Genomic DNA, 16460 nt, shown 5'->3' on the forward strand with positions numbered 1-16460 from the left:
GAGCGGGTACCACATCGCTGCGCGATGTGCAAGCGAACAACCGCGCTGCGCGCGGTTGTTACGCACCCGCTCCGCGGGTGCGAACCCCGTTGCTCTGCAACGGGGTTGCCAGCGGTCGCTGCGCTCCCGCTGCCTCCTGGAGCACGGCGCCTCCCTCCGCTGCGCTCCAGGAGGCAGCGGGGCCGGCCGCTGCGCGCCCGGCTCTGGCCGCGCATCGCGCGGCCGTGGCTGGCGGGGTGTCAGGTGCGGCTAGTCGGGCCTCCAGTACGGGAGTTGGGGAGTGCTCCGCACTCCTGGGCGGGTCCGCTGCGCTCCCCGCCTGACGGTCCTTCCGGCTGCGCCTCCAGAACTACGAGGGGTGGGGGCGCTCGTTCGTGTGGGTTCCAGTGTACCGCGCGCATCAGGTTGATGCAGCATGTACCGTTGGCGGAAAGACGAGACACCCCCCAACCACCCGGGAACCTCCCCGAAATTCCGAGAGGAACGACCCCAGATGACCGGTCACCACGAATCTACCGGACCAGATCCCGCGCTGAGCAGCGATTCTGTGCGCCGGGTGAGCCAGTATCAGACGGCGGGCGTCAACGCCCGGTTAAGGCTGTTCGCGCTCCTGGAGGCGCAGAGCGTACCCGCGAGCGAGGCGGACGACTTGGTGGCCGCGCTGGAGGCCGGAGCGGTCGCTGGGGCGCAGTGCGAGGTGGTGGAGCTGGGCGGCATGGCGCCGCGCTCACGTGGCCCGGTGTTCGAGAACGGCTGGGATGACGGCGTGACGGCCGTGAGCGAGGCCCTGGTGCGCATCGCGGACCGGGAGTGGTCGCGGCGCGGCGGCCGGTTGGCCGGGGCCGCTGAACTGGCCGTACACATCGCGGACGTGAGGCAGCGTGAGCGGGCCGACCTGGTGCGGCTGGAGAGGTTCGTCCGGGAGAACGTGCTGCCGCGCCCCCATCCTCACACCACGGCGCGGCGCAGGGTGCTGGAGGCGCTGGGTGAGGCCGGCGGTCTGTGCACGGCCCGGACGCGGAACGCGGACGGGGACGTCATCGTCTGCACGCTCGATGCCGGGCACTACGACCCGGACGACAAGCCGCCGTTCAAGGACGGAAAGCCGGGCGGCTGGCACAAGGCGGATGCGTCGATCTGGAACGACTTGGGCGCGGCCTGCATTCCGCACGCGGCCCTCTGAAAGACCACAGGAATTGACCGCTCGGGGAGGCAAGGAAATGTCAGCGATTCAGCTCAAGGAACACCAGGTCGATCAGCGCTCCGCGTTTCGCAGGTGGGTGGGATTCCCTGCAAGGTCATCTGTGCCCCCGCAGGGTGCCCGTGCCACGATCGTGTCAGCGACCGGCTCGGGCAAGACGATCACGGCCGCCGCGTGCGCGCTGGAGTCGTTCGCGGACGGCCGGATCCTCGTGACCGTGCCCACCCTGGACCTGCTCGCGCAGACCGCCCAGGCGTGGCGCCTGGTGGGTCACCGGGCGCCGATGGTCGCGGTGTGCTCGCTGGAGAACGACCCGGTGCTCAAGGAGTTGGGCGTGCGGACCACCACGAACCCGATCCAGCTCGCCCTGTGGGCCGGGCATGGGCCGGTCGTCGTGTTCGCCACGTACGCCTCCCTGGTGGACCGCGAGGACATCGACGCACCGGAGGGCCAGCGGAAGGTTCGCGGGCCGCTGGAGGCCGCTCTGGCGGGCGGAGAGCGGCTGTACGGCCAGCGCATGGACGGCTTTGACCTCGCGATCGTGGATGAGGCCCATGGCACCGCTGGTGATCTTGGTCGGCCGTGGGCGGCGATCCACGACAACGCCCGCATCCCGGCGGACTTCCGGCTCTACCTGACCGCGACCCCGCGCATCCTCGCCGCGGCCCGCCCGCAGAAGGGCGCGGAGGGCCAGGAGGCGGAGATCGCGACCATGGCCGACGACCCGGAGGGCACGTACGGCGCGTGGCTCGCAGAGCTCGGACTCTCGGAGGCGATCGAGCGCGAGATCCTGGCGGGGTTCGAGATCGACGTCCTGGAGATCCGCGACCCCTCCCCCGTCCTCGGGGAGTCGGAGGAGGCGCAGCGCGGGCGGCGCCTGGCGCTCCTGCAGACCGCGCTCCTGGAGCACGCCGCCGCGTACAACCTCCGTACGGTTATGACGTTCCACCAGAAGGTCGAGGAAGCCGCCGCGTTCGCGGAGAAGCTCCCGAAGACCGCTGCCGAGCTGTACCTCAACGACGCCAGCGACGACGACTTGGCCGCCGCGGACAAGCTGCCGAAGTCCTCCATCGACGCGGAGTTCTATGAACTCGAGGCGGGCCGCCACGTCCCGCCGGACCGGGTGTGGTCGGCGTGGCTGTGCGGCGACCACCTCGTGACCGAGCGGCGCGAGGTCATCAGGCAGTTCGCCAACGGCATCGACGCCGCCGGTCGCCGGGTCCACCGCGCCTTCCTCGCCAGCGTTCGGGTGCTCGGGGAAGGTGTGGACATCACCGGCGAACGGGGAGTCGAGGCTGTCTGCTTCGCGGACACCCGCGGCTCCCAGGTGGAGATCGTGCAGAACATCGGCCGCGCGCTCCGGCTCAACAAGGACGGCAGCACGAAGGTGGCCAGGATCATCGTGCCGGTGTTCCTGGAGCCCCGCGAGGACCCGACCGACATGGTCGCCAGTGCCAGCTTCCGCCCCCTTGTAGCGGTCCTCCAGGGCCTGCGTTCGCATGACGAACGTCTGGTCGAGCAGCTCGCCTCCCGGGCGCTCACGAGCGGCAAGCGCAAGGTCCACCTGCGGCGTGACGAGGACGGACGGATCGTCGGGGCCGGCAGCGAGGGCGACGGCGAGGACCAGGAGGAGGACGACGACACGCAGGCCGCTGCCGAAGCGGCCCTGCTGCACTTCTCCAGCCCGCGCGACGCCGCCACGATCGCGGCGTTCCTGCGCACCCGGGTCTACCGCCCGGAGTCCCTGGTGTGGCTGGAGGGCTACCAGGCCCTCATCCGCTGGCGCGCCGAGAACGAGATCACCGGCCTCTATGCCGTCCCGTACGACGTCGAGGTCGAGGTCGGCGTCACCAAGGACTTCCCGCTCGGGCGGTGGGTGCACCAGCAGCGCAAGGCGCTGCGGGCCGGGGAGCTGGAGGAGCGGCGCAAGACGCTGCTGGACGCCCCGGAGGCCGGGATGGTGTGGGAGCCGGGCGAGGAGGCGTGGGAGAGCAAGCTCGCCGCGCTGCGCTCCTACCGGCGGGCCATGGGGCACCTCGCGCCGCGTCAGGACGCCGTGTGGGGCGAGGGTGAAGCGATGGTGCCCGTCGGGCAGCACATGGCCAACCTGCGCCGGAAGGGCGGTCTGAGCAAGGACGCGGAGCGGGTCGCCGTGCGCGCGCAGCAACTGGCCGCGGTCGATGAGGACTGGAACTGCCCGTGGCCACTGGACTGGCAGCGCCACTACCGCGTCCTCGCGGACCTGGTCGACGCCGACGGCAGTCTGCCGGCCATCGAACCCGGGGTGCTCTTCGAGGGCGACGACATCGGGCGGTGGCTTCAGCGGCAGAAGAACCCGGGCACCTGGGCGCAGCTGTCGACAGAGCAGCAGGAACGGCTGACCAAGCTGGGCGTGCAGCCCGCCCAGGCCCCGTCTCCCGCCCCGGCGGCGCCCCGCACGGCGAAGGGCCCAAGCAAGGCGCAGCAGGCGTTCCAGCGCGGCCTGACAGCCCTGGCGCAGTGGGTGGAGCGGGAAGGCGCCCACCGGCCCGTACCCCGCGGCGCGGTCGTCGAGATCGAGGTCGACGGCGAGACGGAACCGGTGACCATCAAGCTAGGCGTATGGGTCTCCAACACCCGGGCCAGACGCGACAAGCTCGACCAGGAGCAACTGGAGGCGCTACGGAAGCTGGGCATCGGCTGGGCATGATCGATGCGTTCACTATCGCCTCATGCCCCTATGTTCATGGCGCACAAGGGTCGGCATGCCTGGTCAAGGGTCTCTGCCCCATAACCGGTGGCAAGCTCGATGCGGCACCGGGGCACCTGCGGATCGACGGGCGTGCAGGCCACCGAGAGTTGCGGTCTGCGTCGCAGGATTCGGCCGGCAGGAAGGTCTGTGTCCTGTGGAAGGGCGATGACCGCTGCCTCAGCGTTCCTGATAACTGCAGCGCGCAGTCGGTCAACCTCCTTACGGGTCAGTATGCGATGGACGACCTTCCGTGGCTGCAGGTCCTGGCTCAGCACGAGCAGGCGGGAAGGGCTAATGGGCCACCATAGGTATTGGCTCGTCAGCGTCGAAGGCGAGCGGCCGGAGGCATCGGTCGACAGGATGACTGGCTGGTCGCTGGTGATCAGTCGCGCTTGCGGATCGTCCCACAGCTCAAGCTGTCGGGTGGAGTGCTCATCGGCTGCTCCATACGTGCTTTGGAAGAGGCTCGCTATGAACCCCGTCGTCGTCAGGGGCGGGGTCTCTTGCAGCGCGCGCTCTCTCATCCAAGTGTCGTGCGCCTCCATCAGCCGTTTGCGCTGTGGTGTGCGGTTGCGCTGGAAGGCGAGAACCACGGCAAGCGACATGAAGTCATCGAAGTTCATGTCGTCATCCGGCACCCACCCGCGCAGCAGGCGCAGAAGCCTTGCGGCCTCGTCATCGATGACGGCGAGCATCGCTTCAGCCTGATTGTGCGGCGCGCCAAGAGCGTCCGTCACGCGGTAGAAGTTCTCGCGGACGCAGGTGTCCCGCAGGCCTTGGAGGCGGTCGGAGCCGTTGACTGTGTCCAGGACCCGGACGCGTCTGCCATCGGAACTCCACGCTTTCATGTATGCCTGGGGAACGTAGTGGTGTCTGCGCGAGACACAGTCCCGTCTCAGCGCTGCCGCGCCCACGTTCACCATGTATTCCTGGACGCGTGGGTTCACTGCCTGGCCACCGCCCGACACCGGGACCTGACCCCACGGGTTGGCTACTCGGCCGACCAGTCTCCACTCCATGCCGCTCCCCTGCCTTCAACTCGACGGCCCCGCTACAGCGAGCGATGTGCGCAGTAGACGCCGTCCCCTGCACGTACTGACGGCCCGATTTTCGCTGCTTCGGCCGACCGTCCCAAGATCAGCCGGGCGGCGACATGGCATTGAGGGCCTCCGCTTCAGATGCTGTATCGCCGGGGCGCACCGAGGATGGTTCCGTAACCCCCACCGACCCGATTGTGCACTCCTCCTCAAGGGAGGGAGATGTGGCGAAGTTCCGAGAAGACTGGAAGGTAGCGCCCGGATACATCCGCGGCCTCTGCATCGGGTCCCTGTGCATGGGAGCGCTCCTGCTGGCGTTCCTTCTGACGACGGAGCGATGGTCATGTCTGTCCTGGCTGCATGGCTCGGCCTACGGGTCGAACCTGCTCTCGGCTGTCGTGGGCGTGCTGTTCGGCATTCCCTTCACAGTGTTCTTCCTGGACGTCCTCAGCAAGGACCAAGTGGAGCGCTCCGAGAAGCGGGCCGTTCTCAGCACCGCCGGGCGGGCCGCAGCCGACTACCACCGGACCGTGTGGAGCTTCCTGCCATCAGCCGGGCCTAGCGCCGACGCGGCGGTCGCCAACGTCGTGGCCAAGGCCGAGCACTTCTACACGGAAGCTGTCACCAGGACCCTCAGCATCCGCGAGCCTCCTCGGAGAACGCATGTCTCACCATCCGGGGATGTCTGGGAGCGAGCAGCTGCCGCAGCCGCCGAATTCTGGGATACCGTCCACGCGGAGACGAGCCTCCGGACAAGCAGACAGGCCGCAGAGTGGGCCCGGAAGGTCGAGGCCGAGTGGCGGTTCTTGGAGAGCAGCCTCCGCGTACGACTGATCGCCGCCGGCTGCGTCTGGCTGGACCCCGACACCGCCCAAGCGATCAGCCGAGACCTCGACATCCTGACCGGACCCGCCGCTGAGTGTCTGAAGGAGACAAGACGGGCGATCCGTCCCGTAGCCGGTACCACGGCACGAACGCTTGCGGACTTCCACACGCTGGCCGGCTGCGCCACGAAGGCGTACGCCTGGGCACATGCCCTGAAGGCTCTGACGGAGTCCGCGCGGCGCCCAACCGATCTATGGCCGGAGCAGTAGTAGGCGACCGCTCTGCTTTGGGCGACTGAGCGCCCGGACAGGCGAATCCGGCCGCCTTCCCGACCGAGGTGACGCAGCGGTGGTCCTACGGGGCTGCCCTATGCCGGGCCCCGGGGACATCACGGCTGATCCCCCGGGGCCCGTAGCGTGTCCGGTTTACCAGTAGCAGCGGGTGGGGCCGAGTTCCTGGGGGCGGGCAACAGCACGTTCCTCGTCCGCGATCCACTGCTGGTCTCGCCGCAGAGAGCACGAAGCGCCGCACGTCCCAACGGCCGTCCTGGGAGCGGCAAGCAAAGATCACCGCCGAACAGCTCGCCGCGCTCGCCGACCTCGGACTGGAACAGGCGAGGGCGTAAGGCCATGCGGGCTACTGTGCGTCGGTGCAGGGCCCTTGGGCGCGGAAGCGCGCGCGGGTTTCCGGCCAGGTTGTCGCGCTGCCGTGTCCGGGGCAGCCGGCACCCCCGCAAAGAGGTCGTGAGTCAGGCGCCGGTTTTCCGTTGAGCAGCGCCACCCGCCCGTACGCCTCGTAACGCTCACGGCCGTCCTCAGCGTTCACCAGCTCGTTGGCGAGCTCCTGCTTGGTCCAGCGTGCGAGATCCTCGCCCGGCTCGTAGCGCCACCTCCTGAGGATCATGGCGATGATCTCCGCCTTGGAGTGGTTGTCCATCAAAGCGTTCCGCCGCTGGAGCAGCTCGTTGGCGAGCGCGCGTTCGGCTTCGGAGATCGGCGTGATCGCGTTGCGGATGTACTCGGGGTCCGTGTTCGCGGGGAAGACCATGACGCAGTGGTCGTGCGGCACGGCAACAGCGATCAGGCCCGGGTTCTCGGCCTGTACCTCGGCGGTTTCACGTACCCAGTTGAGGGCTTCGTGGTAGCTGAGGTCTGTGCCCTGCTCACGTGCGGTGCGCTGGAGTTCGCGGGCGCGCTGCTGCTCGGTCGTGCGTTTGGTCATGGACGGGTCCTCTCGGCACCGGTTCCTCGCCCCCACACGGCAACCCCGGCTCGAATGGATCGTCAAGGTGCTCGTCAAGCAGTCCGTTGATCCCGGAAGACCTTCCACCAGTGTTCCGGTCAGTGTGGGTGTCCGGGTGCGGTGTGGGCGTCGGCGAAGCCCGGGGCGTCAGCCCTGCGAGCAGGATACTGGCTAGGGCATGCGGATGCCGGACGGCGGCGTGGACGAGGCGCAGTCGGAGGGGCACGCCAGGTCTCCTCCCGGCGAAGCTCTCCCGCCGCGCCCTGGGCTCGGTACCAGAAGGACAGCACTGGGATGCCGGTGGCGTCTGTCGTGACCCGCTCCTTCGGCTTATCGCTGATGCTCACCCAGGGGCTCGTAGCCTGCGTCAGCCAGCGCTGTCTGGAGTTTGCAGAAACTGGCAGGCAGGAGCAGACGACGTGGGAGAACTGGCGCAACGGACTGCATGTGTCGGCCCTGCCGGCTGGCCGCTTCGAGAGGCGGGCATGGGACAGATCGAGCAGGGTTTGGAGCGCGCGTTGCGCACCCGGCCCGTTCCCTCAAGCACCGAGACTCGCCTGCGTTTCCTGCTGGCAGCGCATCGGGGTTCCACCCGGAAGGTGGCCGCCGTGCTGGGGGTCTCGCAGCGCACCGTGCAGCGGTGGGTGACGAAGAAGCCAGGAGCGCGTCGTCCTCCGGGTCCGACGCAGGTTCGGGCGATCGAGGAAGCCGTCCTGGCTCGGTGGCAGCCGCGAGTACGGGCCCGTCGGCGTGCCCAGGCAGAGGCGGAGGGGTTCGTCTTCCATACCAGGGCGCGGTTCGGGTTTGCTGCTGCGGCAGGTTCCTCGGACGATCCGCGGGTGCGGTGGATCACCCAGGACCTGCCGGGAGAGGTAGCCCGGGAGCTGTTCGCCGCCCGGGATGCCGGCGCGGGCGAGCAGCAGCAGACGGTGATCCTCGCCCGCGCGCTGGGGCACGCCTACTTCCGCGAATGGGGCCACCGGGCCCACGGGCTGCACATCGCTTTCAGCGACATCGAGTTCGCCGACTTCTCGATCGGCTGAGCCCGGCCCGCGCGCGTAACCACGTAAGGGTGTTCAGCGTCGCGAGGGGCTGACGCGCCTGGCCGGTCTCGCTTCGTACCTTTCGGCTTCCTGCCGCTCTCGCCAATCCCACTCCACACGGCCAACCGGGCCTTGGCGGCGGGCTGCGGGCGGCTGGGGCGGGCGCAGCTTGGCCGTCTCCGCCACGCGCAGCAGGTGTGCACGGTCACCTGGCGCGGCGAGCAGTTCCTGGTCCTCGCCGGAGACGAGCCGGGTGAAGCAGGCGGTCGCTTGCAGGAAGACGCTGGCCCAGGGTGGTACGGGGTGGGCGGCGCAGCCGTCGGTGTAGCGGGCGCGGTCGTGGAGGGCGAGCGTGGCCGCGGCGGTGTCGTAGTCGTGGGGGCGGGCGGTGGCGAGTTGTTGGAGGGAGGCGCCGGTGAACAGTGCGGCGGCGATGGCCGCGGCCAGGCGCGGATGTGCGGTCGCTGCGTGGAGGCGGTGGGCGACTCGCTGGGCGGTGTGTGCGGTGAGAGGAGCGGGCGGTGGGCGGTGCCGCCAGATGATCGGGGGCGGGGTGCACGGGTCGGTGCAGGGGCGGGGGCTGTCGTAGGAGATGAGGCGTTCCAGTGCGGGCAGGGTGAGCCACGGACCGGTCGGCCCGGCGGGCTCGTCTGCGAGTGGGGATTCGGTGACTGGTGTGCCGTAGTAGTGGCGGCGGGCTGCGTCGAGGTCGGTGGTGAGGGAGTAGTCGGCTGTCCGCAGGGCCTGGTGCAGGGCGGCGGGAAGGTGGGGGCGGTGGCAGACCAGGGTCAGGTGGATACCGGTGAGGGCACGCAGCTCCAGGAGGCGCATTATGCGGCGGGTGGTGAGGCGGTGGGCGCGCAGGACGGTCAGCCGGGTGACGGGCAGGGCGGTCATCCAGGCGGCAGCGGCTTCCCAGGCGGGCTGGCGCCCGGCGGGAAAGCGGCCGGTGAGTAGGGGCGGTTTGCCCAGGGTGGCGAGAAGGTCGTGGGCGAGGCCGGTCTCGCTGGTGGTGCCCGGGCCGGGGTGCAGGGTGATCCGGCCGGACGGCAGGTGGTGGGCGGCCAGGGCGGTGCGGGTGTGGATCACGTCGTCATGGCGGTCGATGACCACGGTGACGGGCGACAGCGGTGGGGCCGGAGGCATGGGCTGTGTTGGTGGTCAGGCGAGGCGGCTGAAGGCCCAGCGCAGCAGTTCCTGGTCGACGCGGGGGCGGCCGGTGCGTGCCAGGGCGGTGCGGGTGTGGGCGGTCAGCTGGGCCCAGGCGCGGAAGTTGCCGTGTGCGGCGTGGCTGTCGGCGAAGGTGATGTCGTCGGGGTCGGCGTCGGCCCAGATCGGGTGGAACAGCGGGATGACGTCGAGGACCTCGCTGGGGGTGAGGCGGGTGAAGTGCTGCCAGATGAAGATGCGGGAGGAGAGCATCGGTTCGCGGCGCAGAACGGTGTGGCAGCCCTCGCCGCCGACGAAGATGATCGCGAGCTGGGTGGAGGGTTCGTCCCACAGGTAGCGGAAGTACTCGAATGCCTCCCCGTTGAGCCACTGTGCTTCGTCGACGAGGAAGGTGCGGGGGCGTTCGGCCAGGGCGGTCTTCAGCAGGCGGTCGAATTCGCTGGGGTGGCGCGGTGGCTCGCCGGCCAGGTCGAGCGCGGTGAACAGCTCGTAGCGCACCGCTCGGGCGGTGGGACGGGCCCGGAAGGTGATCTTGCGGACGTCCTCGCCGGGTTCGAGTTCACGCAGGCAGGTGTTGACGGCGAGCGTCTTGCCGAAGCCGGCGCCGCCGTGGATGCACATCATCGCGCGGGCGGCGACCGTATCGCCGATGTTCTCCCGCGCGGTGAGCAGGGCGCGGGTGGTGACCACGGAGGCGTCGGGCAGGTCGACGTACTGATAGGTCGCCGCGGTCACGAGGGGTCTCCGTCTTCGTCGGGGGTGGAAGGTGCGCCCCGCCCGGCCGGGCCGTCCGGGACTACAGGGGCGGAATCACGGCTGGACGGGAGCGGGGCGGGCCGACCCGCCGTGGTCAGCGCAGCCAGGGAAGCAGGGGTGCGCCAGTCGGCCGGGGGCGCAGCGTGCGGGATGACGTCCGGCAGCGCAAGCTGCGACAGGCTGGTGCCGGCACTCCGGGCGAGTTCGGCGTCGGCCTGTGCACCGGTCAGTGCGCCGAGCCGCCGGGGGGCCTCGGGCTGGTTCACGGCGGCGTAGCGCTCGCGCTGGGAAGCTTCGAGGTCCTTCTTCAGACGGCGGCTGCGGGCGGCCCGTGCCCGCCGTACAGCGCTGACCTGTTCCTCGGTGGCCTGGTCGGCCAGGTCCGCAGGACCCAGGTAGCGGCCGGTGGCGGCGTGGTAGACCTCGACGCGGTGGTCGTGGTGGGGCATGAAACGGATACGGACCTGGATCCCGGCCTGCCCGGTCATCCACGGCCCCACATAGTCACGCTTTTTGAAACGGATGCCGCGAGTGGTCAGCATGCGGGTGCCGGCGTCCTCCAAGGTGAACGTCCACAGATCCGCAGCGGCCACGTCCCGTAGCGGGGTGGGATCGTCCTGCCACGCCTCAACCGGGGTCCTGCCCCGCAACGGCGCCGGGCGGTGCTCGGTATTCCACCACAGCGTCCAATCCAGCAGCCGGGCGGTGAAGTCCTCGAAGCCGAGCAGCACCTCGTCCTTCGGCCGGGAAGAGCGTTTACCCGGGCGCGGCTGGCGGGCATAGCCGGGCAGCGCGGCCAGGAACATGCTCTCCACCGCCCGGTTCAGACCCTCCACAGTGCCCTTGAGGTGCGGGGTGTAGGCGGGCAGGTCCTCCACCGTCACGTCCAGCAGATCGAACGCGGCGGTCACCGTCCGGGACAGAAAGTCCTTGCCGCGATCGACACGCACTTTCTCGGGCAGACCGCCGAACGGGCCGTAGGGGTCCTCCCGCAAAACCGCGGAGCGCAGCGCGGCCAGCACCGACTCCCGTGACGGATGCACCGGCGTCACGGCGACACCGGTAATCGCGTTGGTGGCGCAGTCGGTGAACCAGGTGATCCACGGCCTGCGGGCCCTGCCCTCGACATCGACCTGGACGGGGGCCTGCATGTGGTCGGTCTCCCACACGTGGTTGCGCCAGCCGCGTGGCCGGGCCAGGAACACATCATGCTTACGCGCCGCCCGCTCACCACCCGCAAGCCCAGCCCGCTCCCCCGGCGACAGATCCCGCTGGATCGCCCGGTGCAGCGTCGTCAGCGACGGTGCGTCCGCAGGCGGGGACTGCCGAGCGGCACGCAGGACCAGCTCGCGATGAACTGCCCGCACGTTCCCTTTCCACAGTGCGAGCAGGCCGCGGACTTCGGGCGTGATCGTGAACCTGGCGTCGGCTCGAGATCGGGCACCGGGGTAGGCGGCCGCGGTCTGATCGCTCTGAGCGGCGGCCAGCCAGCGCCACACCGTGCGCTCCGACACCCCCAGCGCATCCGCGGCCACCCGCACGTGCCCTGCTGTCAGCATCTTCCCTGCCCGCAGTGCGAGCAGCCGCCGCACAGCCGGGCCACGCAGTGCCATCCTCGACGCATCAGGCAGTCCGCCGCCTGCGCGGACCGCGTCACCGTCCTCCATGCCAGTTCCCCTCACCCGGGCGGGACATCGTGTGCGTGCCGTGGCCGGGAGCAGGCAATCGCCCTCCCCCTGCATGAGCGCTCCCGTCACAGCGGCGGCGCGACCCGCTGGAACAGCCGCCTCAGCAAGGTCCGGTCGATGGCTGCGTCAGCGGTGGTGAGCAGCGCGTTCTGCAGGTGCGCGGTCAAAGCGGCCCACGTGCGGAATGTGCCGTGGGCGCACGACTGGTCGATCCATCTCAGGTCCGGGGCCGGGACGGTGCGCCACAGTGGATGGAAGCCGGTCATCACGGCCTCTGCTTCCGCTCCGGCTAGGCGTGGAACCTCCTGCCACGCACCGATCCGCGATGCCAGATGCGGCAGCCTGGCCAACGACCGCTCGCTGCCCGCCCCGCACAGCACCAGCGTGATCCGCGTATCGGGGTTGTCCCACAGGCTCTGCAGGTACTCCAGGCACGGCATGGGCAGGCGCTGCGCCTCATCGACCACCAGCACCCGCGCCTCGCCCAGAGCCCCCGCCACCGCGGCGTCGGCGAGCGCAGAGGTGTGCGGAAAGCGGCCCGGCAGCGCCAGAGCGTCGAACACCGCCCGCCGCATGCCGGCCACCGACGGGCGCACCGGCACCGGCACCCACGTCACCTTCCAACCAGGAGGCACTGCGTGGAGCGCCATCCGCACGGCGACGGTCTTGCCTCGGCCCGGGTCGCCGAACACACACACCGCGCCCTGAACCGCCATCGCCTGCCCGACCGCCTCGGCCACCGCCCGAACCGACGACGTCCGCACCAGCTGTGCTCCCGCTGGCAACGCCACCCCCTCCAGCGCGCCGCGCTCCCCCGATGGCACGCCCGCGCCCGCCGCCGGCGCAGGGTGCGGCGGCCGGCGCGCCACCACCTTCGCCGCACCGCCCTCGCGCGGCGCGGCCAGAGCGAGGTCAGCCAGCGCCTGCCTCGTCTGCTGCTCCTCCCGATCCCGCCGCACCATCGCGCGGTCCGGCAGAACCCTGCCGGCCTCAAGGTCCCGGTGCACCACCCGGTACAACGACGCCAGCGACGGCACCTCACCCCCAGCCCGCTTCAAATGCCGATGCAGCACCGCCACGTTCCCGCCCGCCTGCGCCAGCACCTCCCACGCATGGTCGGACAACTCCAGCCGGGACCGGCGCCTGCGCTCCACACGCCCCTCGGTCCGCGCCGCCTCCAGCCACCGCCACACCGTCCGCGCAGTCACCCCACCGACCTGCGCACCCGCACGCACATGCGCCGTGGTCAACGCCCCGGCCGCATCGAGCTCCAACAGCCGCGCCACCAGCACCGGCCTGGACACCCTCAGCCCTGCCGTAACCTCACCCCACACACCCGGCTCGCCCACCCCACACCCTTCCACCACGGCCACCGACACCCACCACGGTGCAGCCACGCAGCCCTCGGAAGGATCAGAAGTACCGTTCCCAAGACAGTGGAGCGGAGGGTGGTGTACCACCCCATGACAGCCGTGGCCGTCGTATGCACCGCCCCACGACAGTGACCATGCCCTTCCTCAACACCCGACCGGCGACAACGCACCGGTCTGACACACCGTCACTGACGCCACTCACTGACACCACCCCGGCACATCGCACGCGGACACCCGCGGCTCCCAGGTGGAGATCGTGCAGAACATCGGCCGCGCACTCCGGCTGAACCGCGACGGCTCCACCAAGGTCGCCAGGATCATCGTGCCCGTGTTCCTGGAGCCCGGCGAGGACCCCACCGACATGGTCGCCAGCGCCTCGTTCCGCCCCCTTGTAGCGGTCCTCCAGGGCCTGCGCTCGCATGATGAGCGCCTGGTCGAGCAGCTCGCCTCCCGCGCCCTCACCAGCGGCAAGCGCAAGGCCCACCTCCAGCGCGATGAGGACGGACGGATCGTCGGGGCCGGCGGCGAGGGCGACGGCGAGGACCAGGAGCAGCACGACACCGACGCCGCTGCCGAGTCGGCCCTGCTCCACTTCTCCTCTCCCCGGGACGCGGCGACCATCGCGGCTTTCCTGCGCACCCGGGTGTACCGGCCGGAGTCGCTGGTGTGGCTGGAGGGCTACCAGGCCCTGATCCGCTGGCGCGCGGAGAACGAGATCACCGGCGTCTACGCCGTGCCCTACGACGTCGAGGTCGAAGTCGGGGCGACGAAGGCGTTTCCACTTGGCCGATGGGTGCACCAGCAGCGCAAGGCACTGCGAGCCGGGGAGCTGGAGGACCGGCGCAAGGTCCTCCTGGACGCGCCGGAGGCCGGGATGGTCTGGGAGCCGGGCGAGGAAGCGTGGGAGGCCAAGCTCGCCGCGCTCCGGTCCTACCGGCGGGCCACCGGGCACCTCGCGCCGCGTCAGGACGCGGTGTGGGGCGAGGGCGAGGCGATGGTGCCCGTCGGGCAGCACATGGCCAATCTCCGGCGGAAGGGCGCGAAGAACGGCCTGGGCAAGGACCCGGAGCGGGCCGCCGTGCGCGCGGCGCAGCTGACGGAGATCGACCCGGACTGGGACTGCCCCTGGCCGCTGGACTGGCAACGCCACTACCGGGTGCTCGCCGACCTGGTCGACGCCGACGGCCACCTGCCCGAGATCCAGTCAGGGGTGCTGTTCGAGGGCGATGACATCGGACGGTGGCTCCAGCGGCAGAAGAACCCCGGCACCTGGGCGCAGCTCCTCCCCGAACAGCAGCAGCGGCTGTCCCAGCTGGGCGTCACGCCCGTGGAGGCGCCGTCTCCCGCCCCGGCCGCCAAGGGTGCGACGAATGGGCAGGGCAAGGCGCAGCAGGCGTTCCAGCGCGGCCTGGCGGCCCTCACACAGTGGGTGGAACGGGAAGGCGCCCACCGGCCCGTGCCGCGCGGCGCGGTCGTCGAGATCGAGGTCGACGGCGAGACGGAGCCGGTGAATGTGAAACTGGGCGTGTGGATCTCCAACACGAAATCCCGGAGAGACCGGCTGGACGCAGACCAGCTCGCCGCCCTCGCGAAGCTGGGCATCGACTGGGCGAAGCCAGTGGCGATTCCCGAGGCCGCCCCGGACAGCCCCTGACCGCTCCTGGCTGCCCCGGGTCTCTTGCGGTCGGTGTCGGCGCGGACCGGGGTCAGGACCATCCTCAGGCTGCGCGTAGGGGCTCTGGGCAGGGTCAGAGCCACATCGCCAATCCAGTGGCCAGTGCGGCTGTGATGAGAATGGCCAAGGTGATCCATAGGACCGTGCTCGGAGAGATTGAGCGCGGTCCTGCGCCATTGACCTCAGCACGTGCTGATCCGCGTCGATGGGCGAGGGCCATTGGCGCTGTAACCGTTACTGAGGAGTTGTCGCCAGTGACGATGCTGATGTTCTGGAGAGCTTGGGCCACCTGGTCCGGTGTGGGGTCCTGCTGCCCTTGTGGCATTACGGCTCGCAGTTCCCCAACCAGTTCGACGAGTCGGGTGCGGATCTGGTCGAGGACCCCTTCAAGCGCAGACGGGTGTACGGCCCAGTAGAGCCTGAGCACCTGTCGAGCAGGGTTCTGGCTCATCACAGCAGCCAGTTCGGCAGCCATGGGCGGTGCGATGGGCACAGCTTCGCTGGGATCCTTGGCAAGGAGCGATTCGATCTCGCCGACACCCCGGCCAAAGCGCAGCTCGGTGCCCAGGTCATCACGGACGAAGTCCGGGAGGTCGAACATGCTGACCTGCTGTTTCCGGAACTGGTACATGCCGGCGATTCCGTCCATCACCAAGGGGGCCGAGATCTTCCGGTAGTCGGGAATCGGCACATCCGTGCCCTCGTAGCCCTTGAGCTCTCGCAGTGCCCAGGTGCGCAGCGGCTGGGAGTGAGCGTGCCCGCCCAGGGCGATCACTTGACGCAGGATCGGAGCGAGTGGGCGGCTCTCGTCGAGGACGTCTTTCTCAAGCCGGTCGAGGCGGCTTTGGCGGAGCTTCACTTTGTGAGGAGCAGCGGGACGACGACGCTGGCGATCGCCGCTACCGCTCCGATGGCGGTCCAGATGACCGCGCCTCGGTGCCACCAAGGCTTCGGGGTCTCGGGTGCGGATTCGTTGGCGTTGGCTGTTGCGGTGCCGCCGCGGTCCGCCTTCGAGGTAGGTGCGGTGACGTTGATGGTGGAGTTGTCACCGCCGGTGATGTTGAAGGCCTGCTGTGCGGCCGACTCGATCTGATCGGGGTTGGGGTTCTGCTGGCCGGCGGGCATGGTGGCTCTCACTTCCGCGACGAACTGGGTCAGACGTGTTCTGACGTGATCGAGGACTCCCTGGACACTGGGAGTGGGGATCGCCCAGTGCACGGATGTGATGCTGGCGGTGGGATTGCCCAGCTTGTGCTGCTCTTCCGTCATCTGCATCGCGTATTCGGCTGCTCCCGGAAGGCTGAGCTGGACGTTCTTGCCAGCTATGGCGATCAGGGCTTCGAGTTCCTTGACTCCTTGCCGGACCGGCGCGCGCTCTCCGATGCCACGGTCACGAGCGTGCTGGGGTAGCTGGTTGGCGCTGATACGGCGAGTGTCGCCCGTGATGATCTGGCCCGGAAAGCTGTGGTCCATCTCGACTTCGATCGCGGCTGGCACATTCCGGTACGACGGCAGCTCATCGGCTGTCTCGTACCCTTCAAGCTCCCTTCGCGCCCAGGCGCGCAGCTCCTGGTGGTGGGCGTAACCGCCGAGCATGAGGCATCGCCGGAGGGCGGCGGCAAGAGAAGTGCTGTCATCCAGGACAGCCCGTTCGAGTTGCTCAAGGCCCCGGACATCGGGTGTCGTCACAGCATCAAGTCTGCCCTGCCTCACCGACAA

12 protein-coding genes and 2 pseudogenes are annotated in these 16460 nt (G+C 69.7%); 6 read left to right on the forward strand and 8 right to left on the reverse strand.

Translation table 11 applies throughout. The features are described from left to right. Positions 1 to 556 precede the first annotated feature (556 nt). Together I3F54_RS29465 and I3F54_RS29470 are read left to right on the forward strand one after the other, a co-directional pair. The gene (locus tag I3F54_RS29465; protein WP_240121982.1) at positions 557 to 1183 is read left to right on the forward strand and encodes a hypothetical protein; all 627 of its coding nucleotides are present in this window, start codon (positions 557 to 559) and stop codon (positions 1181 to 1183) included. Between the two features lie 37 nt (positions 1184 to 1220). Then, entirely contained in the window at positions 1221 to 3890 is a 2670-nt protein-coding gene (locus I3F54_RS29470; RefSeq protein ID WP_240121983.1) for a DEAD/DEAH box helicase, read from the forward strand. Between the two features lie 20 nt (positions 3891 to 3910). Here the strand turns inward: I3F54_RS29470 and I3F54_RS29475 are convergent, their stop codons facing one another. Next, entirely contained in the window at positions 3911 to 4951 is a 1041-nt protein-coding gene (locus I3F54_RS29475) for a DUF4238 domain-containing protein (RefSeq protein WP_240121984.1), read from the reverse strand. 242 nt (positions 4952 to 5193) lie between these two features. On the opposite strand from I3F54_RS29475, the gene I3F54_RS29480 reads away from it, so the two are divergent. Then, positions 5194 to 6063, forward strand: a complete 870-nt coding sequence (locus I3F54_RS29480; protein ID WP_240121985.1) for a hypothetical protein — start codon at positions 5194 to 5196, stop codon at positions 6061 to 6063. Between the two features lie 367 nt (positions 6064 to 6430). Here the strand turns inward: I3F54_RS29480 and I3F54_RS29485 are convergent, their stop codons facing one another. Continuing rightward, on the reverse strand, positions 6431 to 7015 hold the full coding sequence (locus I3F54_RS29485) for a hypothetical protein (RefSeq protein ID WP_240121986.1): 585 nt from the start codon (positions 7013 to 7015) through the stop codon (positions 6431 to 6433). A gap of 506 nt (positions 7016 to 7521) precedes the next feature. Here I3F54_RS29485 and I3F54_RS32645 point away from each other — a divergent pair. Both I3F54_RS32645 and I3F54_RS29490 read left to right on the forward strand, forming a co-directional pair. Beyond that, positions 7522 to 7671 (forward strand): annotated as a pseudogene (locus tag I3F54_RS32645) (XRE family transcriptional regulator); the annotation flags it as partial. A gap of 204 nt (positions 7672 to 7875) precedes the next feature. Further along, complete coding sequence (locus I3F54_RS29490) at positions 7876 to 8079, forward strand: terminal protein Tpg-like protein (protein WP_240121987.1); 204 nt, start codon at positions 7876 to 7878, stop codon at positions 8077 to 8079. A gap of 33 nt (positions 8080 to 8112) precedes the next feature. Here the strand turns inward: I3F54_RS29490 and I3F54_RS29495 are convergent, their stop codons facing one another. The 4 genes from I3F54_RS29495 to I3F54_RS29510 form a co-directional block, all read right to left on the reverse strand. Next, positions 8113 to 9225, reverse strand: a complete 1113-nt coding sequence (locus I3F54_RS29495; protein WP_240121988.1) for a hypothetical protein — start codon at positions 9223 to 9225, stop codon at positions 8113 to 8115. Positions 9226 to 9240: 15 nt separating this feature from the next. Further along, complete coding sequence (locus I3F54_RS29500; RefSeq protein ID WP_240121989.1) at positions 9241 to 9984, reverse strand: ATP-binding protein; 744 nt, start codon at positions 9982 to 9984, stop codon at positions 9241 to 9243. Beyond that, a complete protein-coding gene (locus I3F54_RS29505) occupies positions 9981 to 11597 on the reverse strand; it encodes a Mu transposase C-terminal domain-containing protein (RefSeq protein ID WP_374205982.1) in 1617 nt (538 codons plus the stop codon). The genes I3F54_RS29500 and I3F54_RS29505 overlap by 4 nt, the downstream gene beginning before the upstream one ends. A 161-nt stretch (positions 11598 to 11758) precedes the next feature. Continuing rightward, complete coding sequence (locus tag I3F54_RS29510) at positions 11759 to 12985, reverse strand: ATP-binding protein (protein ID WP_240121991.1); 1227 nt, start codon at positions 12983 to 12985, stop codon at positions 11759 to 11761. 307 nt (positions 12986 to 13292) lie between these two features. Here I3F54_RS29510 and I3F54_RS29515 point away from each other — a divergent pair. After that, positions 13293 to 14720, forward strand: a pseudogene (locus I3F54_RS29515) (Helicase associated domain protein); the annotation flags it as partial. 94 nt (positions 14721 to 14814) lie between these two features. Here I3F54_RS29515 and I3F54_RS29520 read toward each other — a convergent pair. Then, positions 14815 to 15600, reverse strand: a complete 786-nt coding sequence (locus I3F54_RS29520; RefSeq protein WP_240121992.1) for a hypothetical protein — start codon at positions 15598 to 15600, stop codon at positions 14815 to 14817. After that, positions 15597 to 16430 (reverse strand): hypothetical protein, encoded by an 834-nt coding sequence (locus I3F54_RS29525; protein WP_240121993.1) that lies wholly within the window; start codon positions 16428 to 16430, stop codon positions 15597 to 15599. Before I3F54_RS29525 ends, I3F54_RS29520 begins: the two co-directional genes overlap by 4 nt. Positions 16431 to 16460 lie beyond the last annotated feature (30 nt).

The sequence above is a fragment of the Streptomyces sp. MUM 2J genome (assembly GCF_022414535.1).
Lineage (GTDB): Bacteria > Actinomycetota > Actinomycetes > Streptomycetales > Streptomycetaceae > Streptomyces.

Bases quoted from the DNA above. Each gene is read 5' to 3' on its own strand.
- I3F54_RS29470 (WP_240121983.1), top strand. From the start codon at position 1,221: ATGTCAGCGATTCAGCTCAAGGAACACCAGGTCGATCAGCGCTCCGCG.
- I3F54_RS29475 (WP_240121984.1), bottom strand. From the start codon at position 4,951: ATGGAGTGGAGACTGGTCGGCCGAGTAGCCAACCCGTGGGGTCAGGTC.
- I3F54_RS29485 (WP_240121986.1), bottom strand. From the start codon at position 7,015: ATGACCAAACGCACGACCGAGCAGCAGCGCGCCCGCGAACTCCAGCGC.
- I3F54_RS29495 (WP_240121988.1), bottom strand. From the start codon at position 9,225: ATGCCTCCGGCCCCACCGCTGTCGCCCGTCACCGTGGTCATCGACCGC.